A 25,238-nucleotide genomic window follows, 5' to 3' on the forward strand; every position below is an offset into this window, starting at 1 on the left:
TAACGGTTTATTCCCACCACCCGATAGCCCTATGATGGTCGGCACGCTCTCCCGTTAAAGGAATCGCACATGCCCTTGCCGTCCATGAAAGACCAATTCGCCGCGTTGATTGCCGCGCCTTCGGTGAGCTGCACCCAGCCGTCACTGGATCAGTCCAACCGCGTAGTGATCGATCTGTTGGCGGGTTGGCTGGGCGACCTGGGGTTTGCGTGCGATATCCAGCAGGTTTCGCCGGGCAAGTTCAATTTGCTGGCCAGTTTTGGCAGTGGCCCTGGCGGGTTGGTCCTCGCAGGGCACAGCGATACGGTGCCGTTCGACGAGGCGCTGTGGAAAACCGATCCGCTGAAGCTGACCGAAGTCGATAATCGTTGGGTCGGGCTGGGCAGTTGTGACATGAAAGGCTTCTTCGCGTTGATTATAGAAGCTGTTCGGCCGCTGCTGGATAAGCCTTTCAAGCAGCCGTTGTTGATTCTCGCCACCTGTGATGAAGAAAGCTCCATGGCGGGCGCTCGTGCGCTGGCTGAGGCGGGACGGCCGCTGGGGCGTGCGGCTGTGATCGGTGAGCCGACGGGCCTCAAGCCTATTCGTCTGCACAAGGGTGTGATGATGGAGCGCATCGATATTCTCGGGCGCAGCGGTCATTCTTCTGACCCAAGCCTGGGGCACAGCGCGCTGGAAGCGATGCACGATGCGATCAGCGAGCTCAAGGGGCTGCGCACGCAATGGCAGCTCGAATACCGCAATCCACAGTTCAGTGTGCCAACGCCAACCCTGAATTTCGGTTGCATCCATGGCGGCGATAACCCCAACCGGATTTGCGGCCAGTGCTCCCTTGAGTTCGACTTGCGGCCGTTGCCCGGCATGGACCCAAGCGTGCTGCGCGCCGCAATCCGTCAGAAGCTTGAACCGCTTGCCGAGCTGCATCAGGTCAAAATTGACTACGCGCCGTTGTTCCCCGAAGCCCCACCTTTCGAGCAGGCAGCCGATGCGGAACTGGTGCGAGTTGCCGAACGTCTTACAGGACACCGGGCTGAAGCTGTAGCATTCGGCACCGAAGCTGCTTACTTTCAACGTCTGGGCTGTGAAACTCTTGTGCTGGGACCCGGTGATATCGCTTGCGCGCATCAGCCGGGCGAGTATCTGGAAATGTCACGTTTGCAGCCTACAGTGCGTCTGTTAAGCCAGTTGATTGAACATTATTGCCTGAACCCGCAATGAGCCGGGTCATGCCAGAGATAGAAATAAGGAGAGTGCGCGTGCAGCCATGCTTGTTCCGACGATAACCACCACACGGTTGTGAGTGTTTCTGTCTTTCGTCCTTTTATCAGCAGGCTCTTCAGGTTATGCACGAATACGTCAATTGGCTTCGCCACGCGTCTCCCTATATCAATGCCCACCGTGAACGCACCTTCGTCGTGATGTTGCCCGGTGACGGCGTTGAGCATCCGAACTTCGGCAATATCGTTCACGACCTCGTGCTCTTGCACAGCCTCGGAGTACGCTTGGTATTGGTCCATGGCTCGCGGCCGCAAATCGAAAGCCGTCTGGCTGCACGCGGCCTGACGCCTCAGTTCCACCGTAATTTGCGCGTCACCGATGCTGCAACACTCGATTGTGTGATCGATGCTGTCGGCCATTTGCGCCTCGACATCGAAGCGCGCCTGTCCATGGACATGGCGGCTTCGCCAATGCAGGGGTCACGCCTGCGGGTGACCAGCGGCAATCTGGTCACTGCCCGGCCCATTGGCGTATGGGAAGGCGTGGATTACCAGCACACCGGCGAAGTACGTCGGATCGACCGCAAAGGTATCAATCGTCTTTTGGACGAGCGCCATATCGTTTTGCTGTCGCCCATCGGTTATTCGCCAACCGGCGAGATTTTTAACATTGCTTGCGAAGACGTTGCTACCCGCACCGCTATCGATCTGGGTGCCGACAAGTTGCTGCTATTCGGTGAAGAGCGCGGCTTGATGGACGAGCACGGACGATTGGTGCGCGAGCTTCGTCCGCAGCAAGTGCCTGCGCATATCCTGCGGCTGGGCAGCAACTACAACTATCAGGCGGAATTGCTGGATGCTGCGGCTGAAGCTTGCCGCGGTGGTGTGGGTCGTAGCCATATCGTCAGCTATGTCGAAGACGGCGCGCTGCTCACCGAGCTGTTCACCCGCGACGGTGGCGGCACGCTGGTTGCGCAGGAGCAATTCGAACTGGTCCGTGAAGCCGCCATTGAAGACGTCGGCGGTTTGATGGATCTGATTACGCCGCTGGAAGAGCAGGGCATTCTGGTGCGCCGTTCCCGCGAAGTACTGGAGCGTGAGATTGAGCAGTTCAGTGTGGTTGAGCGCGAAGGGCTGATCATCGCCTGTGCGGCGCTGTATCCAATTGCTGACTCGCAAGCCGGAGAGTTGGCCTGCCTGGCGGTCAACCCTGAATACCGCCATGGCGGCCGGGGCGACGAGTTGCTTGAGCGCATCGAAACCCGTGCTCGCGAACAGGGTTTGAAGACCTTGTTCGTCCTTACCACACGTACCGCGCACTGGTTCCGCGAGCGCGGCTTCGAGCCAAGCAGCGTTGATCGTCTGCCTAGCGCCCGGGCGTCGTTATATAACTACCAACGTAATTCGAAGATTTTCGAGAAGGCGTTGTAAAAGCTGGATTCTCGGCAAACACCGATTTTGTAGGAGTGAGCTTGCTCGCGATGGCGTCAGGTCAGACGATAATTTATCGAAAGATAAATCCAATCGCGAGCAAGCTCACTCCTACAGATCATTGTTTGGTTTGCCGCGAATCTCAGGGGATAGTGCTTCTACCTCAGTTACTAATCCGCAAAATACTCGCCTGATACGCGCCGACGAAGGTGTCGAAATCCACCTGCTCTTCGGTTTGCTCCAGCTCTGCCTGTTCCGCAATCGAAGTGCTGGCCAGCGCTTCGAAGTGCGCCTGCTCTTCAGCGCTGAGCGGGTTGCTGCGGAAGTAGTCGGCATGCGCGTGGCTTTGACGCAGTGAGAAGGCAGTAAAGCCTTCGTTGTGCTGCTTCATGCTGGCCAACACTTTCGCCGAAGGTGTCAGTGACGCGTCATCGATCCTGGCTTGTTGCGCCTCGATGGACTTGATGTGCTCGTCGGTACCCTGTGCCTGATCGAGCAGTTGCGCGATTGGCTTGATCTTCTCCAGCAGCTCGGAGCCCCAGGCTTTCAGGTCAATAGTGCTGTCATTGCGATTGAGCTTGAGCCCTGGTCGACGGCCTTCCTTGACCACGGTCAGGAAGTTAGAGGCCGCATTGGCGCATTCGTTATTGGCCAGTTGCGGGCTTTCCTGCAGAGCGCAGTACAGCACGAAGGCGTCGACGAAACGGGCTTGCTGCAGATCGATGCCTGTTGGCAGGAACGGGTTGATGTCCAGGCAGCGAACTTCAACGTATTGCACGCCACGCGCCATCAAAGCCTGAATCGGGCGCTCACCCGAATAGGTCACGCGTTTGGGGCGGATATTGGAGTAGTACTCGTTTTCGATCTGCAAAACGTTGGTGTTGAGCTGGACCCAATCGCCTTCAGCGTCATGCGTGCCGACTTCGACATAGGGTGCGTACGGCGTGGCGACCGCTTTGCGCAGGCTGTCCGTGTAGCTGATCAGATCGTTATAGCAAGGCGTCAAGTCCGCCTGGGCGTTGCTTTGATAACCCAGATCGCTCATGCGCAGGCTGGTTGCGTACGGCAGATAGAGGGTCTCGGCGTCGAACTGCTCCAGCTTGTGGGCGCGGCCTCGCAGGAAGCCTGCGTCCAGCGCAGGTGATGCGCCAAACAGGTACATCAACAGCCAGCTGTAGCGTCGGAAATTACGGATCAGGCCGATATAGGCGTGCGATTGATAGTCGCGGGCATCACCTTCGAAATGCTCGGTTTGCTTGAGCAGTGGCCAGACACTTTCCGGTAGCGAAAAGTTGTAATGGATACCCGCAATGCATTGCATGGTCTTGCCGTAACGCAGGGCCAGCCCTTTGCGATAAACGTATTTGAGTTTGCCGATATTCGACGTGCCGTAGTAGGCAATCGGGATATCTTTTTCGTCCGGCAACGGACACGGCATCGACGGGCTCCAAAGGAGCTCGCTACCCAGCTTGCTGTAGGCAAAGCGGTGGATTTTATCCAGGCTGTCCAGAGTTTCGACCGGGTTGGCCAATGCAGGAGTGATGAACTCCAGCAGTGACTCGGAATAGTCTGTAGTGATCTGGCCATTGGTCAGTGCCGCGCCCAAGGCTTGCGGGTGCGGCGTCTGCGCCAACTGGGCGTCGCCGGTTACGCGCAGGCATTCGCGCTCAATACCGTGCAGGCACTGCTCCAGCAGGGAGAGGTTAGTGCGCTCGCTAAGCAAAGCCAGGCGGCGGTTGAGAAGTTCGCTCAAGTTGGATTCCTTCACGCGTCAGTCGCCCCAATATGGGGGTGGATATGACGGTGTACAAGGGTAGGGCACTGGCGTTGTCGCCTAGTTTCAGGATCTGCACGAAAACGCCGTCCGGCGGCGACGGATTAATCCCGGCGCCACATTCATAGCGCCGAAATTACCTTAAATTGACCTGTCTGTACTAGACGACAGCGAACGTGCCTTGTGCCTTGGCGACAAGTTTCTCGCCCTGAAGCACTTCAGCCTCAACCACCAGCGTGCGACGGCCTGCGTGCAGCACTTTGGCGATGCATAACACTTCGCCCTCAGACACTCCACGCATATAGTTGATCTTGCATTCGATGGTCACACTGCGCTGGTCGAAACCATGGGAGCTGGAACAGGCCAGCCCCATCGCAATGTCGACGAGGCTGAAAATCGCCCCGCCGTGCATCACGTTGCCACGATTGCGCAGATGATCCTCCAGCGGCAGTGCAACTTCGGCAACGCCCACCTCCAGGCTGCGCAGCTGGCAGCCGATCGCCCGGAAATACGCGCTTTCGGTATAGCCCGCCGGAATGTCCATCAGCGTTTCTTCAGCTGTTTGGCGTTGGCGAACAATGACGCCATGGCGTTGTTGGCCGGTGCTGCAGCTACGGTTTCCTTGCGGGGCGCGCTGCTTTGCTGCTGACGTGGGGCCGAGCCTGGGCGAGCACCGCGAGCGCCATCGACTTTCTCTCCCGGGGTGTCGCTCATGCGCATCGACAAGCCGACGCGTTTGCGCGGGATGTCGACTTCCATGACCTTCACTTTAACTACATCGCCCGCTTTCACCGCTTCACGCGGGTCCTTGATGAACTTCTCGGACAGCGCCGAGATGTGCACCAGACCGTCCTGATGCACGCCGATGTCGACGAAGGCACCGAAGTTGGTCACGTTGGTCACCACACCTTCGAGGATCATGCCTGGTTGCAAGTCTTTGAGGTCTTCGACGCCGTCCTGGAACTCGGCAGTCTTGAACTCTGGGCGCGGGTCGCGGCCTGGCTTCTCAAGCTCTTGCAGAATGTCAGTCACGGTCGGCAAACCGAAGGTTTCGTCGGTGTACTTTTTCGGGTCCAGACGCTTGAGGAAGCTGGCGTCGCCGATAAGTGAGCGGATATCGCGGTCGGTTTCAGACGCGATGCGCTTCACCAACGGATAGGCTTCCGGGTGAACGGCCGACGAATCCAGCGGGTTATCGCCGTTCATGACACGAAGGAAGCCTGCAGCCTGTTCGAATGTCTTTTCGCCCAAACGTGGGACTTTTTTCAGCGCCGCACGGGATTTGAATGCGCCGTTCTCATCGCGGTGCGCCACGATATTTTGCGCCAATGTGGTGTTGAGGCCGGAAATCCGTGCCAACAACGCCACCGATGCCGTGTTCACGTCCACGCCCACGGCGTTTACGCAGTCTTCGACGACAGCATCCAGACCGCGCGCCAGCTTGAGCTGGGACACGTCGTGCTGGTACTGACCGACACCGATGGATTTCGGGTCAATCTTTACCAGTTCGGCCAGCGGGTCTTGCAGGCGACGGGCGATAGACACCGCACCACGGATCGACACGTCCAGGTCCGGGAATTCTTTGGCCGCGAGTTCGGAAGCCGAGTAAACCGATGCACCCGCTTCGGAGACCATAACCTTGGTCATTTTCAGGCCTGGATATTTTTTGATCAGTTCGGCGGCCAGCTTGTCGGTTTCGCGGCTGGCGGTACCGTTGCCGATGGCGATCAGGTCTACCGCGTGCTTGGCGCAAAGAGCGGCCAGCACAGCGATGGTTTGATCCCACTGGTTTTTCGGAACGTGCGGGTAAACCGTGGCGTAATCCAGCAGTTTGCCGGTCGAGTCGACCACCGCGACTTTGCAACCGGTGCGCAGGCCCGGGTCCAGCCCCAGCGTGGCGCGAGGGCCAGCCGGTGCTGCGAGCAGCAGGTCATGCAGGTTATGGGCGAAAACGTTGATTGCTTCGGTTTCTGCGCCATCGCGCAGCTCACCCAGCAAGTCGGTTTCCAGATGGCTGTAGAGCTTGACCTTCCAGGTCCAGCGCACCACTTCGGCCAGCCACTTGTCAGCCGGACGGTTCTGGTTTTGCAGGCCGAAACGCTCACCGATCATCAATTCGCACGGGTGCATGGTGCCGGGCAGTTCTTCACCCACTTTCAAGGCCGAACTGAGGAAGCCTTCGTTGCGACCACGGAAAATAGCCAGGGCGCGGTGCGACGGCATGCTTTTCAGCGGCTCGTCGTGTTCGAAGTAATCGCGGAACTTGGCGCCTTCTTCTTCCTTGCCCGCCACCACGCGAGCGCTGATCACGGCTTCCTGCTTGAGGAAGCTGCGCAGTTTGTCCAGCAGGCTGGCGTCTTCGGCGAAGCGCTCCATGAGGATGTACTTGGCACCTTCCAGCGCAGCTTTGACGTCTGCAACGCCCTTTTCGGCGTCCACGAAGCGCGCTGCTTCGGTTTCAGGGCTCAATGTCGGGTCGTTGAACAGGCCGTCGGCCAGTTCGCCAAGGCCCGCTTCAAGAGCAATCTGGCCTTTGGTGCGGCGCTTTTGCTTATAAGGCAGGTACAAGTCTTCAAGGCGGGTCTTGGTGTCGGCAAGCTTGATGTCGCGGGCGAGCTCGGGAGTCAGTTTGCCTTGCTCTTCAATGCTGGCAAGGATGCTGATGCGACGCTCGTCGAGTTCGCGCAGGTAGCGCAGGCGCTCTTCAAGATGACGTAATTGAGTGTCATCGAGGCTGCCGGTCACTTCCTTGCGGTAACGGGAAATGAAGGGAACGGTAGAACCTTCATCCAGTAGAGCGACGGCCGCTGCGACCTGTTGTGGGCGTACGCCAAGTTCTTCGGCGATGCGGCTGTTGATGCTGTCCATGAGACCACCTGGAGTTGTGAGCAAAATACCTGATTACAAAGTGGCCGCGAGCTGCGCTGACCGACTTTCGCAAGAATACTGTCGAACTGCCATGTTCAGGCGTTGCCTGACTTTGAGGGCGGCGCATTATACCCAGCGCAGCCCGATTAGGGGACGAGCCGACAAAAGCGCTGTTTTTGCTCAGCGTAAGCAAGGCTTGAGTGGCAGCCCCGGTAAAATCTGCTAACAATGCACACGGTGCGTATCACAGCAGCTACGCCATAATGCGCCCCGAGATCAAAGGAGCATCTGAATGAGCAGCACTGCACAAACTGCCGAAGGCGAAAAAATCCTTATTGTTGATGACGATCCGGGTTTGAGCAGCCTGTTAGAACGTTTTTTCACCAGCAAGGGTTATCGTGCCCGTGCTGTGGCCAACGTTGAGCAAATGGATCGCTTGCTGGCCCGCGAAGTTTTCAATCTTGTGGTGCTTGACCTGATGCTGCCGGGCGAAGACGGGCTCTCAGCCTGCCGTCGTTTGCGCGCCGCTAACAATCAAGTACCCATCATCATGCTGACTGCCAAGGGCGATGAGCTGAGCCGGATCAAAGGCCTTGAGCTGGGGGCTGATGATTACCTGGCGAAGCCCTTCAACCCTGATGAGCTGATGGCGCGTGTCAAAGCTGTATTGCGTCGTCAGGCCGCTCCTGTACCGGGCGCACCGGGCAGCGAAGACGAGTCGGTCACCTTTGGTGATTACGAGTTGTCGCTGGCGACTCGCGAACTCAAGCGCGGTGATGAAGTACACATGCTCACCACGGGCGAGTTTGCGGTACTCAAGGCGCTGGTAATGCACGCTCGTGAACCGCTGACCCGCGACAAGCTGATGAATCTGGCCCGTGGCCGCGAATGGGATGCGCTGGAGCGCTCTATCGACGTGCAGATTTCCCGTCTGCGTCGCCTGATCGAGCCGGATCCTTCCAAGCCGCGTTATATCCAGACGGTCTGGGGTGTTGGTTATGTATTCGTTCCGGACGGCGCGGGTACTCGATAATCGAGCGCTTTTAGGAGCACATCCTGCCGCGTTGATGACCCGTCACGTCGATAGTCCCGAACAGGGCTATCGACGTTTTGGTTTTCGTTGATACGGCGTCGGTTGTCGTTCGTGTTTCGCAAACCTGCGAGCCTGGCTCGCTCCTGCAAAGTGTATAGCTGCAAATATGAAAACCCCGCTCTGGTTCCCGCAAAGCTTTTTCTCTCGCACCTTATGGCTGGTGCTTATCGTCGTGCTGTTCTCGAAAGCGCTGACCCTTGTCTATCTGTTGATGAACGAGGATGTGCTGGTGGACAGGCAATACAGCCATGGTGTTGCGTTGACACTTCGCGCTTATTGGGCGGCCAACGAGAACGACCGTGAAGCGATTGCCGACGCGGCAGGTCTGATCCGCGTGGTCGGTGGCGGCGTTCCTGAAGGTGAGCAGCACTGGCCGTATAGCGAAATCTATCAGCGTCAGATGCAGGCGGAACTGGGCGACGACACTGAAGTTCGCCTGCGTGTGCATGCGCCGCCGGCGTTGTGGGTTCGGGCACCAAGCCTGGGTGATGGCTGGTTGAAAGTACCGTTGTACCCGCACCCATTGCGTGGCCAGAAAATCTGGAGCGTGCTGGGCTGGTTCCTTGCGATTGGTTTGTTATCCACAGCCTCGGCGTGGATCTTCGTCCGGCAACTCAATCAGCCTCTCAAACGCCTGGTTTTCGCTGCGAGACAATTAGGGCAGGGGCGCAGTGTGCGCCTGCCGGTCAGTGATACCCCCAGCGAAATGACCGAGGTTTACCGCGCTTTCAACCAGATGGCCGAGGATGTCGAACAGGCCGGGCAGGAACGGGAACTGATGCTCGCGGGTGTTTCCCATGACTTGCGTACGCCTTTGACCCGCTTGCGGCTGTCGCTGGAGTTGATGAAGGACGAAAACGAACTGACTGAAGGCATGGTCCGAGACATCGAAGACATGGATGCCATTCTTGATCAGTTCATGGCGTTTATTCGCGATGGCCGCGATGAAGAGATTGAAGAGGTCGACCTTAGCGAGTTGGTGCGTGACGTCGTCGCCCCATTCAACAATCCCGAGAATCCTGAAGAGCAGATTCGTCTGTGCCTTGAGCCCATTCCGCCGTTCCCTTTACGGCGCGTTTCAATGAAGCGGTTGCTCACCAACCTGATCGGCAACGCCATGCACCACGCAGGCAATGGCATCGAGGTGGCGGCTTATGTGTCCGGCGATACCAGCGCGCCTTATGTGGTGCTAAGTGTCCTGGACCGCGGCACCGGGATTGATCCGTCGGAGCTTGAGGTAATTTTCAACCCGTTCATTCGCGGTGATCGTGCCCGAAGTGGCAAAGGGACTGGGCTGGGATTGGCCATCGTCAAACGAATCGCGGCAATGCACGGCGGCAACGTCGAATTGCGTAATCGTTCGGGCGGCGGACTGGAAGCGCGAGTGCGCTTGCCGCTGGGGTTGATGTTGCCGAGAGGTGCGGTTTAAGAGCCCCCGCAACTATTGAACCGGGATTTTGCTTTGTGTGGGAGCGGTGCTTGCCCGCGATAAGGTTTCGGTGATCTGACTGGAAACCGCGGCGCCTACATCGCGGGCAAGCACCGCTCCCACAGGGTAGGGTTTAGCCTTTACCCTTGGTCCGCGTCATGTGCGGGCCGCTGTTCTTCTCCAGATACTCGATGATCATCCCGGCGACGTCCTTGCTGGTGGTCACTTCAATACCCTCCAGCCCCGGCGAAGAATTGACCTCCATCACCAGCGGCCCGTGATTGGAGCGCAGAATGTCGACACCGGCGACGCTCAGACCCATAACCTTGGCTGCGCGAATGGCGGTCATGCGTTCTTCGGGAGTGATCTTGATCAAGCTGGCGCTGCCGCCACGGTGCAGGTTGGAGCGAAACTCGCCGGGCTTGGCCTGACGCTTCATCGAGGCAATGACCTTGTCACCGACCACGAAGCAGCGGATATCCGCGCCGCCCGCTTCCTTGATGTATTCCTGAACCATGATGTCCTGCTTGAGGCCCATGAACGCCTCAATCACTGACTCTGCCGCAGTTGCCGTTTCGCACAGCACCACGCCGATACCCTGAGTGCCTTCCAGCACCTTGATGACCAGCGGTGCGCCATTGACCATCTGGATCAGGTCAGGGATATCGTCCGGAGAGTGAGCAAAGCCTGTCACCGGCAAACCGATCCCGCGACGCGAGAGCAGCTGCAGAGAACGCAGTTTATCCCGCGAACGAGCGATGGCCACCGACTCGTTGAGTGGAAAAACGCCCATCATTTCAAACTGACGCAGTACCGCGCAGCCATAAAAAGTCACCGAGGCGCCAATACGCGGGATGACCGCATCAAAGCCCTCCAGCGGCTTGCCGCGATAGTGAATTTGCGGCTTGTGGCTGGCGATATTCATGTAGGCACGCAGGGTGTCGATCACCACCATCTCATGGCCACGTTCAATACCAGCTTCGACCAGACGACGGGTTGAATACAGACGCGGGTTACGCGAAAGCACAGCGATCTTCATGCAGCACCTGTGGCAGAGGTAGTCGAGACCGGGAAAACCGGTTTGTCCTGAACATAAGTAATGCCTGGATTAACGACCAGTTGTCCGTCGATCAAAGCGTTGGAGCCGAGCAGCAAGCGATAGCGCATTGCTTTACGGCAGGCCAGCGTGAATTCCACTGGCCAGACACGATCACCCAAAGCCAGGGTGGTGCGAATGACATAGCGGACCTGCGCGTGACCGTTGGAGCTTTTAATGGTTTTCATGGCGACCAGCAGCGCTTCGCAACGGCGATGGCGCAACTGGACCACAGTGCCCAGATGGGCATTGAAACGAACCCACTTCTGGCCGTCGCGTTCGAAAGGCTCGATCTCGGTGGCGTGCAGGCTTGAGGTGCTCGCGCCGGTATCGATTTTCGCCCGCAGGCCTGCTACCCCAAGATCGGGCAGCGCCACCCACTCGCGCAGGCCGATGACTGTCAGATGATCAAATGTTTTCAATGGGTTTCCGTACTTCTCATGCTTTCTGCCAGGCCCCGGAATCAACCTGGGCCAATGCTTTGAATGCAGGTTTGGCGAACCAGTAACCTTGCATCAGATAAATCCCGCAGTCCGCGAGGAAGTCACGCTCTTCGGCGCATTCGATGCCTTCGGCAATGACTGTAACCCCCAACTCTGCACACATTGTGACAACCCCACGAACGATAGCCTGACGCGGCCGGTCGCGGTGAATATCTCTGATTAATTGCATGTCGAGTTTTATCAGGTCCGGCTGAAAATCGGCCAGTAGCGTCAGCCCCGAGTATCCGGCGCCAAAGTCGTCAATGGCGGTCATGAAGCCGAATTGGCGGTATTCACGCAGAATATTGGTTAAATGGCGATTGTTATCAACGTGCTCGCTTTCGATTGTCTCGAAGATCAGCCGATCCAGTGGAAAATTGTGCTGGCGAGCCGCCTCAAGCGTGCTCCGGATACACAACTCGGGTCGATAAACCGCATTGGGCAGGAAGTTGATCGAAAGGCGTTCAGTCATGTTCAGCGCAGCCGCTCCCGCAATGGCGTGGGTGCGGCATAGCTGATCGAATCGATAGCGGTTTTTGTCCGTGACCTGGCTCAACACCGACAACGCACCCTCGCCATTGATGCCGCGCACCAGTGCCTCATGAGCAAAAATCGTGTTTTCTCGCAGGTCCACGATTGGCTGGTAGGCGAAAGCAAATGAAAAGTCGAGATCGGGGCTGTTTTTGCAGCCGTCGCATCCGCGTGCAGGTGAGGTCAATGACGTTGGGAATTCGGTCATTTCGCACTCCATGAGTAAAGGGTTTCGGGGATGCCAACGCTGCTGATTGTCGCAATCGCGTACTGCACGCCACGTGTGACGTAGTACAGTCTGACTACGACCTGATTGAGGAATTCATATGGCTCAAAAGTCAGACGAAGACGATAAAGTCCGTTTGGATAAATGGCTATGGGCGGCGCGTTTCTACAAAACGCGTGCCTTGGCAAAAACGGCAATTGAAAGCGGTAAGGTGCACTGCAGAGGCGAGCGTTGCAAGCCAGGTAAAGAGCCACGTATTGGTGATCAATTTCAGATTCGTACTGGCTTTGACGAGCGTACGGTCGTGGTTGAAGCGCTGTCCATTGTTCGCCGTGGTGCTCCCGAAGCGCACGCGCTTTATAGCGAGACCCCCGAGAGCGTTACCAAACGCGAAAATGAAGCCGCGCAACGCAAGGCCGGGAATCTGGGGGTTACCACAGACGGCAAGCCAACCAAGAAACAGCGGCGGCAGCTGTTCGACTTCCGTGGCGCGGCGCGCGATTGAGGGTGCTTGCATCTGTAGGAGTGAACTTGTTGGCGAGGCGTTTTTTCTGACACACCGCCTCGCCAACAAGTTGGCTCCTACAGAACGGCTGGATCGCCTTGCCGCACCACACTCATCCTGTTCACCAGCGGCAACTTTCCGGCCAGCCTGAAAACAGGTGCGGTCGCCTTCAGCCACAGATTACTCGCCACTGCAGCAAACGGCGTGTAATAGCCCCAGCCTAATGCGAGCAGCGCAATCAGCACGCCGCCAATGTAATCGTCCTGGCCCCAATGAGCGCCCGCGACCAGGCGCGGCATCATGAACAGCAGCGCCAGGCTCCAGATCACTACGCGCTGGACAAGTGTGCGGCTGAACACCGACATGAACAGTGCCCAGATCAACAGCACTGAAGCATGGTCGCCAGGAAAACTTTGGCTGGAGCGATCCTTGAGCTCCCAGGCTTTTTCCAGATGAGGGAACATTTCACTCAAGCGAATTGCCCCGTCAAGCACCATCGACGGGCTGTCGTGTTGCAGGCTCGAATGATCCAGCCATTTGGAGAAGAGCGTACGAATGATCAGCAGCAACAGCAGGATCGAGACAAACCCGAACAGTGCCGCGCGCACCTGGATGGCTTCGAACACCCAGTCACCTTTGATCAGCAGGCACAGCAGGATCACGCCGACCACTGCATCAAATGGCCGCATACTGGCAACTGTCCAGATGTCCCGCCACACTACGCTCTGCTCCAGGGGTTGATTGAGCAGGTGAAATAAACCCTCATCAAACTGGTTAAACAGGGCATGGCCGGTTGGCCACATCCAGATTCCGAGCAGCCCAAGGGCGACTAAATTGCACAGCACGAGTCGGCTGATGTTCCACTTCGCTTGGAAGAGTGTGGGATAGCCCATAAAATGGCCCTCATCTACATGGCAAGACGCACCCCTAGGGCGCTAAACCGCGCTTTATAGCGGCTTGTCATCACTTTGTCATCAATTCAGATACCTTCCCAATGACTGATATCGACTACACCCAGCGCTTCATTTTCGACGAGAGCGACGTTCGCGGTGAGCTGGTCGCGCTTGAACGCAGCTATGCAGAAGTGCTGGCCAAGCACCCGTATCCGGAGCCTGTCGCGCAACTTCTGGGCGAACTGCTGGCGGCGGCAGCTCTGCTGGTCGGCACGTTGAAATTCGACGGTTTGTTGATTCTTCAGGCACGTTCCAGTGGTGCGGTGCCATTGCTGATGGTCGAGTGCTCCAGCGAGCGCGAGCTGCGCGGCATTGCCCGTTACGATGAGTCGCTGATCACCCCCGGCGCCGGTCTGCAGGACCTGATGCCTGACGGCTCACTGGCCATGACCATTGATCCGCGCCAGGGCAAGCGCTATCAGGGCATTGTTGCTCTGGATGGTGTCGACCTTTCCGAAAGCCTGTCGAGCTACTTTGTGATGTCCGAGCAACTGGGCACACGCTTCTGGCTAAAGGCTGACGGGCATCGCGCACGTGGTTTGCTGCTGCAGCAACTGCCCGTGGCACATCAACCCGATCCCGAAGAGCGCGATGCTACCTGGGAGCACGTCACCACGCTGGCCAGCACCCTGACCGCCGAAGAATTGCTGAGTCTGGACAACCAGACCGTCCTGCATCGTCTGTTTCACGAAGACCCTGTGAGAATGTTTGACGTTCAGCCGCTATGCTTCCGTTGCAGTTGCTCTCGGGAACGTTCAGCCAATGCGCTGGTCAGTCTTGGACTGGAAGATGCGCAGCAACTGGTTATCGAGCATAACGGTACGGTCGAGATCGACTGTCAATTCTGCAACCAACGCTATCTTTTCGATGCCACTGATATCGCCCAGCTGTTCGCTGGCGGTGGCGTTGATTCGCCATCTGATACGCGTCACTAATTACGCACGGATAACGCCTCACTACATGCTGTGGGCAGCGGTGAGGCAGTTCTGACGGGAGGCCTACCAATCTTGGGCTTTTCTGGCATAATCCGGCCCACTTTTCCGCTGTAGTAGTGGTTGTTTTTTTACTACAAAACCGTTTGGAGCACTCGGCCACTGGCCGACGGGGACCCTCATGACTCAAACCAATAACGCTGTGTACACCGATCTGAGCATCGACGACCTGGTCAAGCAAGCGCTTGCCCGCGGCGAAGGCGAACTTTCCGACACTGGCGCTCTGGTTGTGAGAACAGGCCATCGTACTGGCCGTTCGCCGGTCGATCGTTTCATCGTTGAAGAGCCTACTACTCAGGATGCAATCGCCTGGGGCCCGATCAACCGCAAGTTCCCGGCTGACAAATTCGACGCACTGTGGGATCGCGTTGAAGCGTTCAACAACGCGCAAGAGCATTTCGTTTCACACGTACATGTAGGTGCTGCAGAAGACCACTACCTGGCTGTGAAAATGACCACTCAGACTGCCTGGCAGAACATGTTTGGCCGTTGCCTCTTCATTAATCCGGCCCAGTACAACCCGGCTGGCCGCGAGGAGTGGCAGGTTCTCAACGTTGCCAACTTCGAATGCGTTCCAGAGCGTGACGGCACCAACTCCGACGGTTGCGTGATCCTCAACTTCGCGCAAAAGAAAGTTCTGATCGCTGGCATGCGTTACGCCGGTGAAATGAAGAAAGCCATGTTCTCCGTGCAGAACTTCCTGCTGCCAGCCGCTGACGTGCTGCCAATGCACTGTGCTGCCAACATCGGCGAAGAGGGTGATGTAACCCTGTTCTTCGGTCTGTCCGGTACCGGTAAAACTACTCTGTCCGCTGATGAAAGCCGTTACCTCATTGGTGACGACGAGCACGGCTGGGGTGAAGGCGTAGTGTTCAACATCGAAGGCGGTTGCTATGCCAAGTGCATCGACCTGTCCGAGAAGAACGAGCCTGTCATCTGGAAAGCGATCAAGCACGGCGCTGTGCTGGAAAACGTCGTGATCGACGAGACCACTAAGCACGCCGACTATGCCGACGTCAGCCTGACTCAGAACAGCCGCGCCGCTTACCCGTTGGAGCACGTTGCCAAGCGTTCCGAGAAAAACCTCGGTGGCGAGCCAAACGCTGTGATCTTCCTGACTTGCGACCTGACCGGCGTGCTGCCGCCAGTGTCGATCCTCAGCGAAGAGCAAGCGGCTTACCACTTCCTGTCGGGTTACACCGCACTGGTTGGCTCCACTGAAATGGGGTCGGGCAGCGGCATCAAGTCGACCTTCTCCACCTGCTTCGGCGCACCGTTCTTCCCGCGTCCGGCTGGCGAATACGCAGAGCTGCTGATCAAGCGCATCCGCGGTTTCGGCTCCAAGGTCTATCTGGTTAACACCGGCTGGACTGGCGGCGGCTACGGCGTTGGCAAGCGCTTCAACATCCCGACCACTCGTGGTGTGATTGCAGCTATTCAGAGCGGCGCACTGATCGGCGCAGCCACCGAGCACCTGGACACCATCAACCTCGACGTGCCACTGGCCGTACCGGGCGTTGAAACCGAGCTGCTCAACCCACGCAACACCTGGGCTGACAAAGCTGCTTACGATGAGGCTGCCAAAGCACTGGCCGGTCTGTTCATCGAGAACTTCAAGAAGTTCGAAGTAAGCGACGCAATCAAGGCAGCGGGTCCGCAGTTGTAATTCGGACTGGTTGAATAAAAACCGCCCCATTGGGGCGGTTTTTTTAGTTGAAAAGTAGCCGTATTTAATCAGCCCGGTTTCAATTTGACTCAATGAATATGGCTGTAGGCATCATTACCTTTGGCCAGTGAAGCGGATAAGCCTGCCTGAGGTGCGAACGTTTTACCGGTTAATGAGGAAAAATTAGCTCCTTTATCGCCATGACTGACATAACGCTCATCCTTACTGGACTCTGTCAGTACGGTATATGAAATCTTGCGCATCGCTATGAATTTGGATTCATGCATAACAATACTTTGATGCAGGCGACTGATTTCAGCTGCAGACAAGTTCAGCTTTTTGCCGAGAAGCGTGCCCCAGCGTGTCAGGCATACTTCTGCATAGTGTCTGACCAGATTGCCAGCTTCTGTTAAAGAACCCGGTCCGTCGGAGCCTTTGAGGGAGGCATTGCCGACCAAAGTTGCATGTCGACCAGCCATTGGATAAATACTGACCTTGGTTGCTGGATCAGTCTTCGGGATAACGCAGGCGAAGCCTTTTGATCTTTCATCCCGAGCGAAAAAACCGACGTATTCTTTGACGTTTTTCCCTAAGCTGACCTTTTCGAGCTGAAAGTTCCCAGTGCCCGGCACTGGATCCACCGCGAAAATGTTGACCGGAATATTACGCAGAGCCGGATCGCCCGCCATGGCGTTCGCCAGCATGTGGCAACTGACACCACCACGGCTCCAACCTACCAGATTGACCTGAGACGGGATGAGCCCGCCCTTGCGGAAGGTTTTGATGATTTTTTCTTGCAGGTCTTGCTGACTAATTTTGCGGGTGCCGTAATCATAGTGCCGCCACAGCCATGACCCTTCTGTTTCAACATCCTGAATCGGTACGCCCGATGCTTTCAACTTGTTGTATTCAGCCTCTGTCAGCTTGGTTCGTTTCCAGTCTGCCTTGCCTTTGATAAGGTTTACTGCATGTTGAACATTTTCATACCAGCCTTTACCAAACGCCGTGCCCGTCCATCCGTAACCTTTAGGTTCAGTGAACAGCTCATCTGCTTGTAAATTGCCACTGCCGGGGCCATCAATAACAATCCAGTCAGCGAACTCTCTGCTGGTCATGTTAGCGGCCAGAGTCGAGACTAATTCTCCGCTCCAGTAGTTGTCATTCAGGGTGTCGTATTTGGTAGAGCCTGTGCCGCAAAAGAATATCGTAACTACACTCATGAGAAACCTCCGTGTTTGATGAGTATGGAGCAGATTAGAAGAGTATTTCTACTGGTGCTCAAGTGCGTTGTTACTTAATGTTGTTGGCTGTCCGGTTTAACTGGATATCGCTGCTGGCAGATGGGCCTCATCAAACAAATCAAAACAATTTTATTTGTAATGACGCTTGTAGGCGCTGCCGCAGGCTGCGAAAGCATTCTTTCTGATACATCGCTATCGCAGCCTGCGGCAGCGCCTACAGGGTTGTATTTCATTCAGCTTTGTACTACCCCGCCTCAAACGTCCTGTTCGCCTCGCAATAGCGTTCCTGAGTCTGCTTGCTTTGTTCATCCCGGTCTCTGGCGGCGCGTTTGGTCCATTCCAGGCAGGATTCCTTGAAGAACACGACGGCAGCGCGGCGGCATTCGCGCTTTTCGACGCTGCCTTTGCTGAAGTTCATGCACACACTGCTGTTGTCGACGCGGTTATTGAGCACTCGAAAATCCGCGTGATAACGACTGCGACTGTCCACGGCGCGAAAGCTGACACTTGCGACGCTGTAGGCTCTTGTTGACCGTTCAGAATGAGGGCGGGAGAGGTCTGATTTGAAGTCCGCCATGTAGCTGGATGACACCATACCTTTGGCTGGCTCGCGCTCGGTAGGCCGTGGCACTTGGCCGAAGCGACAATTGAGGACATTTTCGTCGATCACGTTGCCATTTTTCATGCATTCATCAAGCGGCTGGGCACTTGGGGGTGGTAGTTCTCGTCTGACCACGTTAGGGCCAAGATACGGCTCGGCTGCCGAAGCTGGAACGGACTGTGGCGGGGTTTCGATCAAGGCTTGCGCAGGTTCAGGCGCGACGGCAGCCTGCTCGATTATTGGTCGAGGTGCGGCTGGAAGCGGTGTTGCCCGAGGAAAAAGCAGATAGGCACCTAATCCTGCTATGGCCAACGGAATAACCAGCGACGAGTAGCCGCGACCCTTCGTGCGGTTTACAGGTCTGCGTTTACCCGGATGGGCGCCCAATACGATATCGACCTTGCCGGGCGTAAGGCGCTCTATGTGGGTAAGCCCATCGTCGCGTGGTGGGTCGCGGGAGTCCATTCCTGTTCCTTTCGCCATGATGAAGACACTGCGTGATGGGCAAGAGGTTAAACCGGGTAAATAGCCTTTTGCTAGTAGCCCTTGCCTGTATCCTTATTCATTTTTGTAATGCTTTGGTTGTTTTCTGACCAGGCTGACCGCGCTAAGGTCTCGCACCTTGGTCGAGGTCAACGGAGTGGCAGCTTATGTACAAGCGTCTTGAGCAGGTTTTCGGGTATTCAGAGTTTCGTCCGGGGCAGGAGGCGGCCATCAGTGCGGTATTGGCAGGCCGCTCTGCAGCGGCGATTTTCCCGACGGGGTCGGGTAAGTCACTGTGTTACCAACTGCCCGCGCTGATGCTTCCGCACCTGACATTAGTGGTATCGCCGTTGCTGGCGCTGATTCAGGATCAGTTGGCGTTTTTACAGCACCACGGTATTTCGGCAGCCAGTATCGATTCAGCGCAGAGCCGTGATGAGGTTGCGCAGGTCATGGCTCGGGCGCGCTCAGGTGAGCTGAAGATCCTGATGATTTCCGTGGAGCGGTTGAAGAATGAGCGCTTTCGCCACTTTATCTCGCAAGTGCCGATTTCCTTGTTGGTAGTAGACGAAGCGCACTGTATCTCTGAATGGGGCCATAACTTTCGGCCTGACTATCTCAAGCTTCCGGACTACCAGCGCGAATTCAATATCCCTCAGGCGTTGCTGCTCACTGCCACCGCCACGCCGCAGGTCATTGACGACATGCAGGCCAAGTTCGCCATCGAGCCGCAGGACGTGGTAACTACAGGGTTCTATCGCTCCAACCTGAATCTGTGGGTCGAACCTGTGACAGGGTGGGACAAGCGACGGCGACTGGTGGAGTGGCTGGGCGCCAAGCCCGATCAACCGACGATCGTCTATGTCACGCTGCAGAAAACCGCCGAGTACACCGCTGTGCACCTGGCGCAGAACGGTATTGCGGCCAGTGCTTATCACGCCGGGTTGCCCCACGATCAGCGCGAGTCTATCCAACGACAGTTCATGGATGGCGAACTCAATTGCATCGTGGCAACCATTGCCTTCGGCATGGGCATCGACAAGAGCGATATCCGCAACGTGGTGCATTTCGATCTGCCCAAATCCATTGAGAACTACAGCCAGGAAATCGGCCGCGCCGGGCGTGACGGCGCTCCCTCTGATTGCCTTGTGTTGGCCAATCGCGACAGCCTCAATGTGCTGGAAAACTTCGTCTACGGCGATACGCCGGAGTTGTTCGGCATTCGTTATGTCCTTGAAGATTTACTGGATGCTGGCCCGCAAGGGCAGTGGGAGTTTTTGCTTGGACCGCTGGCGGAGCAGGCCAATATTCGCCAACTACCGCTGAAAACCTTGTTGGTGCAACTGGAGCTGCGCGGCATTATCGCGCCACGCTATGCGTATTTTGCGGAATACCGCTTCAAGTTCCTGATCGAGCCGGAGGCGCTGGTGCAGCGTTTCGAAGGGGAGCGTCGGCAGTTTGTAGACGCTTTGGTTGCGACGTCCACGCGGGCGCGAACCTGGGCGACGGTGGATTTCGATGCGATGTATCAGCAGTACCAGGCTGAGCGTGGGCGGGTGGTGACGGCGCTGGACTACTTTCAGGAGAAAGGCTGGATCGAGCTGGAAAGCAAGCAGATGACTGAGGTCTACAGCCTGCTCGTCACCGATTTTGATGTTCAGGCGCTTAGTGTCGAGCTGCATGAGTATTTCAGCGAGCATGAGACCTCGGAGGTTAAGCGGATCCATGCGATGCTTGAACTGTTCGCCAGTGAGCAATGTTTAAGCAGTCGGCTGGCGGATTACTTCGGTGATCACAAGGCGCCACGCCGCTGTGGACATTGTTCGGTATGTGCCGGGCAGGTTGCGCGGCTGCCGGAGCCTCCTGCGTTGGCACCGCTGGAAGCGCAGAGCTTCGAGCAGTTGTGCGGTGCGTTCATCCTCAAACATCAGGAGTACAGAGACCACGTTCCGAGTGCCGATTGCGTGACTCGATTCCTGTGTGGCATCAGCGTGCCGTTGTTTACCAAACTCAAGGCGCGAGGGATACCTGGATTTGGTCAGTTGGAGGATTATCCGTATGCGGCGGTGAGGGATTGGGTGCGGGTTAATATCCACTCTGAATAGTTGTAGGAGCTGCCGAAGGCTGCGAGCGCTGTGTGTCAGACCAATATCTTCACAGCCTTCGGCAGCTCCTACAGATGCCAACTTACGACAAGAGAGCTCTATGACCAACACAACCCCGCAACGCACTGAATACCGCCACTTCCAGGCCATCACCACGCGTTGGCACGACAACGATATCTACGGCCATGTGAACAACGTGACCTACTACAGCTTTTTCGACAGCGCAGTGAATACCTACCTGATCGAGCGCGGCGGGCTGGATATTCATGACGGTTCGGTTGTGGGGTTCGTGGTGAGTTCTTCGTGTGATTACTTCGCGTCCATTGCCTATCCCGACCTGATTGAGGTCGGCTTGCGGGTTGCGAAGCTGGGCAACAGCTCGGTGCAGTACGAGCTTGCGGTGTTCAGGGCAGGCGAAGATGAGGCCTGTGCGGCGGGGCGTTTCGTTCATGTGTTTGTCGACAGGGCGTCGAATCTGCCGGTATCCATCCCTGAAACGCTACGCGAGGCGCTGCAGGTTTTAGCGGTGTGAAAACAACACTGGCCGCTTCATGGGCGGCCAGTGTGCTTGTCAGGTCAATACGTCACTCAACGATGACGGTAGTGGTGTTTGTTCTTGCGATGGCCATGAGCGTGTCCGCGCGGACCACGGTCACCGCGATAGCGACGGTTATCACGATCATCGGCACGGCTTTCGTTGCCCATGTAGTTACCCAGCGCGCCACCAGCACCGCCGCCTGCGGCTGCTCCGACCAGGCTGCCTGTGTTACCGCCAACGCTGCGACCAATGACGTTACCGCCCGCAGCGCCCAGACCGCCGCCGATGGCTGCTTCTGTACGATTGCGACGGTCGGCACCGACGGCAGCGCCACCTGCGCCACCCAGGCCTGCGCCGATCGCTGCGCCTGTGCTGCCGCCAAGCTGTTGGCCGACAACCGAACCGAGTACCCCACCCAATGCACCGCCCACGCCCGACTCAACCGTACCGCCTGCTGAGGCGAGACCACTGGCCAGAGTGAGTGACAACAACAGAATCGAGGAATACTTCATGCAATGAACCTCAAAGGGATGACGGCGCCGATCCTGAGGTTCTGCGGGGGTTGTGGCAACGCAAATCCGACGAGTAACACGACTGGTACACAAATAGCTAAGTTACTGTTTTTACTAAGGAACTTAACTCTGTTTTGATAGTCTGAGTTTACTTGATCAAGGCCCGTTTTTCGCGAAACGGGCCTTTTTTGTTCATGGGTTTGGGCTCTGTAGGAGCTGCCGCAGGCTGCGATTGCATCATCACTGACACAACGGATTCGCAGCCTTCGGCAGCTCCCACAGAGGTAGTGTGTTCCTCTGGGATCAGGCTAGACCCTAATCAAACAATCCGTGCCGAATCAGCCGAACGCTCCAGTTTGATCGCCACGAACTTCGAGGTTGGCGTGCTGCTGCCATCGCCGACGCTTTCCAGCGGTACCAGCGGGTTGACCTCTGGGTAGTAAGCCGCAGCTTGTCCTGCTGGGATGTCGAAAGCCAGCAAGGTGAAGTTCTTCACGCGACGCTCGCGGCCATCACCCCAGATCGAAATCAGATCGACCTTTTGCCCTGGCTGGTAGCCCAGACGGACGATATCGGCCTCGTTGACGAACACCACGTCACGCTGACCTTTCACGCCGCGATAACGGTCGTCCAGGCCATAAATAGTGGTGTTGTACTGATCGTGGGAGCGCATGGATTGCATGATCAGATCCGGCTCCTGACCCGTGGAGCGCACGCTGGCGTGTATCAGATCAAGCGGCAGCATGTTGGGCTTGAAGTTGGCGCGTTCGCTCGCGGTGTTCCAGCGACGGGCACCTGCGGCGTTGCCCAAGTAGAAGCCACCTGGATGTTCAAGGCGCTGATTGAAGTCTTTGAAGCCAGGAATGGTGTCGGCGATCAGCTCACGGATGCGGTTGTAATCTTCCACCAGCCACAGCCAGTCAACCGGCTGCTTGCCCAGAGTCGCGTTGGCGATGCCAGCGAGAATCGCAGGCTCTGAACGCATGTGGCGAGACGACGGTTGCAGCTGGCCATTGGAGGCGTGAACCATGCTGAAGGAGTCTTCCACGGTCACCGCTTGCGGGCCGTTTGCCTGGATATCGATGTCGGTACGACCGAAGCACGGCAGGATCAGCGCTTCTTTACCGTGGCTCAGGTGGCTGCGGTTCAGTTTGGTGCTGATCTGCACGGTCAGGTCGCAGTTGCTGAGGGCGGCAACGGTGCGGGCACTGTCCGGCGTAGCCTGGGCGAAGTTACCACCCAGTGCGATGAAGACTTTGGCGCGGCCTTCGGCCATGGCGTGGATGGCTTCCACCACGTTATGACCGTTTTCACGTGGGACTTTGAACTGGAAGCGACGCTCCAGCGCATCAAGGAAGAACGCCGGTGGGCGTTCGTTGATGCCCATGGTGCGGTCGCCCTGCACGTTACTGTGACCGCGCACAGGGCACAGGCCTGCACCCGGACGGCCGATATTGCCACGCAGCAGCATCAGGTTAGCGATTTCCTGAATCGTCGCGACCGAATGGCGGTGCTGGGTGATGCCCATCGCCCAGCACATGATGACGTTCTTGCCCTTGAGGTACATGCGCGCGGATTTTTCGATATCCACCAGCGTCAGGCCAGACTGCTCGACGATCTTTTCCCATGGGGTGTCGTCGATAGTCGCCAGGTAGTCGAGCACGCCTTGGGTGTGTTCGTTCAGGAACGCGTGGTCGAATACCGACGGCTCGTTGGCCGCTTGTGCATCGCGCTCCCATTGCAGCAGGAACTTGGCCATGCCGCGCAGCAGCGCCATGTCGCCACCCAGTGCCGGGCGGAAGTAGGCCGTGTTGGTCGGACGGTCACCGTTGGTGAGCATCTCGATCGGATGTTGTGGATGCTGGAAGCGCTCCAGACCGCGCTCTTTCAACGGGTTGACGCACACCACCTGAGCACCGCGCTGAACGGCTTCACGCAGCGGTTCGAGCATGCGCGGGTGGTTGGTGCCTGGGTTCTGACCCCAGACGAAAATCGCATCGGCGTGCTCGAAGTCGTCGAAGGTCACGGTACCCTTGCCGACGCCGACACTCTGCGACAGCGCAACGCCGCTGGCCTCGTGGCACATGTTCGAGCAGTCAGGGAAGTTGTTGGTGCCGTACGCACGAACGAACAGCTGGTACAGATAAGCGGCTTCGTTACTGGCCCGTCCCGAGGTATAAAACTCGGCCATGTTCGGGTTTGGCAGCGCTTTAAGGTGTTTGGCGATCAGGGCGAACGAATCGTCCCAGCTGATCGGCTTGTAGCGATCGGTTTCAGCGTCATACACCATCGGCTCGGTCAGACGGCCCTGATATTCCAGCCAATAGTCACTTTGTTCACGCAGGGCGCTGACGCTGTAGCGGGCGAAAAATGAAGGGTCTACGCGACGCTTGGTCGCTTCCCAGTTCACGGCTTTGGCGCCGTTTTCGCAGAATTTGACCATGCCGCTTTCCGGCGAATCACCCCATGCACAGCCCGGGCAGTCAAAGCCGCCGTTCTGGTTGGTTTTGAGCATCATGCGCAGGTTTTTCAGTGCGTTGTCGCTGGTCAACCAGGCATGAGTCACGCTGATCAGTGCGCCCCATCCGCCAGCGGCACCTTTATAGGGCTTGTAGCGCGGGGTAGGTTTGAGGTCGGCTTCTTTATGCAGGCTCATGCTTGATTCTCCATCACGGGACTGTAAACCCGCGGCGCACTGTGTTGCGGCAGGTGAATTAGGTTCAGGTTATGACGACGTGCCCATTGCAAGGCCAGGCCGGTAGGCGAGGACAAGCTGACCAGCGTCTGGATACCCGCGCGCAGCACTTTCTGGATCAGCTCCAGACTGCAACGGCTGGTGACGATGGCGAGGCCGCCGATTATTGGAATTTCCTGACGCACAAGGGCGCCGATCAGCTTATCCAGGGCGTTGTGTCGACCGATGTCTTCCCGGCCCAACAGCAATTTCCCCTGGTTATCCATGAAGACCGCTGCGTGTACTGCACCGCAGTGACGACCCAGCGGCTGGAATTCACCAATCCGCTGACGCAAGCCTTCAAGCCACTCGATGGGCGGCAAAGGCGCCCCCGGTAAAACGTCCAGTTCAGGCAGTGCCTGTTCAACGGCTTCGACGCCGCACAAACCGCAGCCACTGGTGCCCGCCATCTGCCGACGTTGTTGCTTCAGATCCCAGAACGCACGGCTGGCGATCTCGACTTCTGCCTGTTGAGCAGAACCGCAGCCGCTGAGCTTGATGTCGTAGATCTCATCCGGTGAGGCAATGATGCCGCTGCCCAGACTGAAACCAACGACAAAGTCCTCCAGGTCAGTCGGCGAGACCAACATGACTGCCTGGCTGATGCCGTTATAGGCAATGGCCAAGGCTACTTCTTCGGCTAGATCGGCAGGCGCCAATACATCGCGTTCGAGGTTGGAGTAGCTGTAGGACTGGCTTGCGGCGGGCGCGGGCGATTGTTCTGCGGGCGCCGTACTGACCGTTCGCTTGGCGTGCATGGG

General features: G+C 57.3%; 21 protein-coding genes. 9 read left to right on the forward strand and 12 right to left on the reverse strand.

The features are described from left to right. The first annotated feature begins 69 nt into the window (after positions 1-69). Positions 70-1,218 (forward strand): acetylornithine deacetylase, encoded by a 1,149-nt coding sequence (gene argE / locus AUC61_RS00275; protein WP_243243953.1) that lies wholly within the window; start codon positions 70-72, stop codon positions 1,216-1,218. 125 nt (positions 1,219-1,343) lie between these two features. Continuing rightward, positions 1,344-2,648: an amino-acid N-acetyltransferase gene (argA, locus tag AUC61_RS00280; RefSeq protein WP_243243955.1), complete on the forward strand. Its 1,305-nt coding sequence runs from the start codon at positions 1,344-1,346 to the stop codon at positions 2,646-2,648. 163 nt (positions 2,649-2,811) lie between these two features. Here argA and gshA read toward each other — a convergent pair whose 3' ends face one another. From gshA to AUC61_RS00295, 3 genes are all read right to left on the reverse strand, one after another. After that, entirely contained in the window at positions 2,812-4,401 is a 1,590-nt protein-coding gene (gene gshA / locus AUC61_RS00285) for a glutamate--cysteine ligase (protein WP_243243956.1), read from the reverse strand. A 181-nt stretch (positions 4,402-4,582) separates the two neighbouring features. Further along, on the reverse strand, positions 4,583-4,966 hold the full coding sequence (locus AUC61_RS00290) for a PaaI family thioesterase (RefSeq protein ID WP_243243958.1): 384 nt from the start codon (positions 4,964-4,966) through the stop codon (positions 4,583-4,585). Next, positions 4,966-7,290, reverse strand: a complete 2,325-nt coding sequence (locus tag AUC61_RS00295; RefSeq protein WP_243243960.1) for a Tex family protein — start codon at positions 7,288-7,290, stop codon at positions 4,966-4,968. The genes AUC61_RS00290 and AUC61_RS00295 overlap by 1 nt, the downstream gene beginning before the upstream one ends. 292 nt (positions 7,291-7,582) lie before the next feature. Between AUC61_RS00295 and ompR the strand changes: the two genes are divergently transcribed. Both ompR and AUC61_RS00305 read left to right on the forward strand, forming a co-directional pair. After that, positions 7,583-8,323: an osmolarity response regulator transcription factor OmpR gene (gene ompR, locus AUC61_RS00300; protein WP_027902703.1), complete on the forward strand. Its 741-nt coding sequence runs from the start codon at positions 7,583-7,585 to the stop codon at positions 8,321-8,323. 166 nt (positions 8,324-8,489) lie between these two features. After that, positions 8,490-9,812 (forward strand): ATP-binding protein, encoded by a 1,323-nt coding sequence (locus tag AUC61_RS00305; protein ID WP_243243961.1) that lies wholly within the window; start codon positions 8,490-8,492, stop codon positions 9,810-9,812. Positions 9,813-9,945: 133 nt separating this feature from the next. Here the strand turns inward: AUC61_RS00305 and rimK are convergent, their stop codons facing one another. From rimK to rimA, 3 genes are read right to left on the reverse strand one after another with little or no spacing between them, the layout of a single operon-like run. After that, positions 9,946-10,851: a 30S ribosomal protein S6--L-glutamate ligase gene (rimK, locus tag AUC61_RS00310; RefSeq protein ID WP_020293260.1), complete on the reverse strand. Its 906-nt coding sequence runs from the start codon at positions 10,849-10,851 to the stop codon at positions 9,946-9,948. Continuing rightward, the gene (gene rimB, locus AUC61_RS00315) at positions 10,848-11,330 is read right to left on the reverse strand and encodes a retropepsin-like aspartic endopeptidase RimB (RefSeq protein ID WP_027899917.1); all 483 of its coding nucleotides are present in this window, start codon (positions 11,328-11,330) and stop codon (positions 10,848-10,850) included. The genes rimK and rimB overlap by 4 nt, the downstream gene beginning before the upstream one ends. A 16-nt stretch (positions 11,331-11,346) precedes the next feature. Further along, positions 11,347-12,129, reverse strand: coding sequence for a S6 modification regulatory phosphodiesterase RimA (rimA, locus tag AUC61_RS00320; protein WP_243243963.1), 783 nt, complete (start codon positions 12,127-12,129; stop codon positions 11,347-11,349). Positions 12,130-12,247: 118 nt separating this feature from the next. Between rimA and AUC61_RS00325 the strand changes: the two genes are divergently transcribed. Beyond that, on the forward strand, positions 12,248-12,652 hold the full coding sequence (locus AUC61_RS00325) for an RNA-binding S4 domain-containing protein (protein ID WP_243243965.1): 405 nt from the start codon (positions 12,248-12,250) through the stop codon (positions 12,650-12,652). A 77-nt stretch (positions 12,653-12,729) separates the two neighbouring features. Here the strand turns inward: AUC61_RS00325 and AUC61_RS00330 are convergent, their stop codons facing one another. Further along, positions 12,730-13,545 (reverse strand): phosphatase PAP2 family protein, encoded by an 816-nt coding sequence (locus tag AUC61_RS00330; RefSeq protein ID WP_243243966.1) that lies wholly within the window; start codon positions 13,543-13,545, stop codon positions 12,730-12,732. A 101-nt stretch (positions 13,546-13,646) separates the two neighbouring features. Between AUC61_RS00330 and hslO the strand changes: the two genes are divergently transcribed. Further along, on the forward strand, positions 13,647-14,540 hold the full coding sequence (gene hslO, locus AUC61_RS00335) for an Hsp33 family molecular chaperone HslO (RefSeq protein WP_122667032.1): 894 nt from the start codon (positions 13,647-13,649) through the stop codon (positions 14,538-14,540). Positions 14,541-14,718: 178 nt separating this feature from the next. Continuing rightward, complete coding sequence (locus tag AUC61_RS00340; RefSeq protein ID WP_243243968.1) at positions 14,719-16,263, forward strand: phosphoenolpyruvate carboxykinase; 1,545 nt, start codon at positions 14,719-14,721, stop codon at positions 16,261-16,263. Positions 16,264-16,352: 89 nt separating this feature from the next. Here the strand turns inward: AUC61_RS00340 and AUC61_RS00345 are convergent, their stop codons facing one another. Both AUC61_RS00345 and AUC61_RS00350 read right to left on the reverse strand, forming a co-directional pair. Then, a complete protein-coding gene (locus tag AUC61_RS00345; RefSeq protein WP_243243970.1) occupies positions 16,353-17,483 on the reverse strand; it encodes a hypothetical protein in 1,131 nt (376 codons plus the stop codon). 265 nt (positions 17,484-17,748) lie between these two features. Then, on the reverse strand, positions 17,749-18,570 hold the full coding sequence (locus AUC61_RS00350; protein ID WP_243243972.1) for a hypothetical protein: 822 nt from the start codon (positions 18,568-18,570) through the stop codon (positions 17,749-17,751). 185 nt (positions 18,571-18,755) lie between these two features. Between AUC61_RS00350 and AUC61_RS00355 the strand changes: the two genes are divergently transcribed. Beyond that, positions 18,756-20,693, forward strand: a complete 1,938-nt coding sequence (locus tag AUC61_RS00355) for a RecQ family ATP-dependent DNA helicase (protein ID WP_243243973.1) — start codon at positions 18,756-18,758, stop codon at positions 20,691-20,693. 100 nt (positions 20,694-20,793) lie between these two features. Then, positions 20,794-21,225 carry an acyl-CoA thioesterase gene (locus tag AUC61_RS00360; RefSeq protein WP_243243974.1) on the forward strand — a complete coding sequence of 144 codons (432 nt, stop codon included), beginning with the start codon at positions 20,794-20,796 and terminating at the stop codon, positions 21,223-21,225. Between the two features lie 56 nt (positions 21,226-21,281). Here AUC61_RS00360 and AUC61_RS00365 read toward each other — a convergent pair whose 3' ends face one another. The 3 genes from AUC61_RS00365 to fdhD form a co-directional block, all read right to left on the reverse strand. Further along, a complete protein-coding gene (locus AUC61_RS00365; RefSeq protein WP_243243977.1) occupies positions 21,282-21,743 on the reverse strand; it encodes a glycine zipper domain-containing protein in 462 nt (153 codons plus the stop codon). Between the two features lie 319 nt (positions 21,744-22,062). Next, positions 22,063-24,399, reverse strand: a complete 2,337-nt coding sequence (locus tag AUC61_RS00370) for an FdhF/YdeP family oxidoreductase (RefSeq protein ID WP_243243979.1) — start codon at positions 24,397-24,399, stop codon at positions 22,063-22,065. Further along, positions 24,396-25,235, reverse strand: coding sequence for a formate dehydrogenase accessory sulfurtransferase FdhD (fdhD, locus tag AUC61_RS00375; protein WP_243243981.1), 840 nt, complete (start codon positions 25,233-25,235; stop codon positions 24,396-24,398). Before fdhD ends, AUC61_RS00370 begins: the two co-directional genes overlap by 4 nt. Between the last annotated feature and the right edge of the window lie 3 nt (positions 25,236-25,238).

Origin of the sequence: Pseudomonas maioricensis (genome assembly GCF_022790535.1) — a bacterium.
GTDB lineage: Bacteria > Pseudomonadota > Gammaproteobacteria > Pseudomonadales > Pseudomonadaceae > Aquipseudomonas > Aquipseudomonas maioricensis.

What these genes read in the sequence shown, in the direction of transcription:
- argE (WP_243243953.1), top strand. Translation starts at nt 70, where the DNA reads ATGCCCTTGCCGTCCATGAAAGACCAATTCGCCGCGTTGATTGCCGCG.
- argA (WP_243243955.1), top strand. Translation starts at nt 1,344, where the DNA reads ATGCACGAATACGTCAATTGGCTTCGCCACGCGTCTCCCTATATCAAT.
- AUC61_RS00290 (WP_243243958.1), bottom strand. Translation starts at nt 4,966, where the DNA reads ATGGACATTCCGGCGGGCTATACCGAAAGCGCGTATTTCCGGGCGATC.
- AUC61_RS00295 (WP_243243960.1), bottom strand. Translation starts at nt 7,290, where the DNA reads ATGGACAGCATCAACAGCCGCATCGCCGAAGAACTTGGCGTACGCCCA.
- ompR (WP_027902703.1), top strand. Translation starts at nt 7,583, where the DNA reads ATGAGCAGCACTGCACAAACTGCCGAAGGCGAAAAAATCCTTATTGTT.
- AUC61_RS00305 (WP_243243961.1), top strand. Translation starts at nt 8,490, where the DNA reads ATGAAAACCCCGCTCTGGTTCCCGCAAAGCTTTTTCTCTCGCACCTTA.
- rimK (WP_020293260.1), bottom strand. Translation starts at nt 10,851, where the DNA reads ATGAAGATCGCTGTGCTTTCGCGTAACCCGCGTCTGTATTCAACCCGT.
- rimA (WP_243243963.1), bottom strand. Translation starts at nt 12,129, where the DNA reads ATGACCGAATTCCCAACGTCATTGACCTCACCTGCACGCGGATGCGAC.
- AUC61_RS00325 (WP_243243965.1), top strand. Translation starts at nt 12,248, where the DNA reads ATGGCTCAAAAGTCAGACGAAGACGATAAAGTCCGTTTGGATAAATGG.
- AUC61_RS00330 (WP_243243966.1), bottom strand. Translation starts at nt 13,545, where the DNA reads ATGGGCTATCCCACACTCTTCCAAGCGAAGTGGAACATCAGCCGACTC.
- hslO (WP_122667032.1), top strand. Translation starts at nt 13,647, where the DNA reads ATGACTGATATCGACTACACCCAGCGCTTCATTTTCGACGAGAGCGAC.
- AUC61_RS00340 (WP_243243968.1), top strand. Translation starts at nt 14,719, where the DNA reads ATGACTCAAACCAATAACGCTGTGTACACCGATCTGAGCATCGACGAC.
- AUC61_RS00345 (WP_243243970.1), bottom strand. Translation starts at nt 17,483, where the DNA reads ATGAGTGTAGTTACGATATTCTTTTGCGGCACAGGCTCTACCAAATAC.
- AUC61_RS00350 (WP_243243972.1), bottom strand. Translation starts at nt 18,570, where the DNA reads ATGGACTCCCGCGACCCACCACGCGACGATGGGCTTACCCACATAGAG.
- AUC61_RS00355 (WP_243243973.1), top strand. Translation starts at nt 18,756, where the DNA reads ATGTACAAGCGTCTTGAGCAGGTTTTCGGGTATTCAGAGTTTCGTCCG.
- AUC61_RS00360 (WP_243243974.1), top strand. Translation starts at nt 20,794, where the DNA reads ATGACCAACACAACCCCGCAACGCACTGAATACCGCCACTTCCAGGCC.
- AUC61_RS00365 (WP_243243977.1), bottom strand. Translation starts at nt 21,743, where the DNA reads ATGAAGTATTCCTCGATTCTGTTGTTGTCACTCACTCTGGCCAGTGGT.
- AUC61_RS00370 (WP_243243979.1), bottom strand. Translation starts at nt 24,399, where the DNA reads ATGAGCCTGCATAAAGAAGCCGACCTCAAACCTACCCCGCGCTACAAG.
- fdhD (WP_243243981.1), bottom strand. Translation starts at nt 25,235, where the DNA reads ATGCACGCCAAGCGAACGGTCAGTACGGCGCCCGCAGAACAATCGCCC.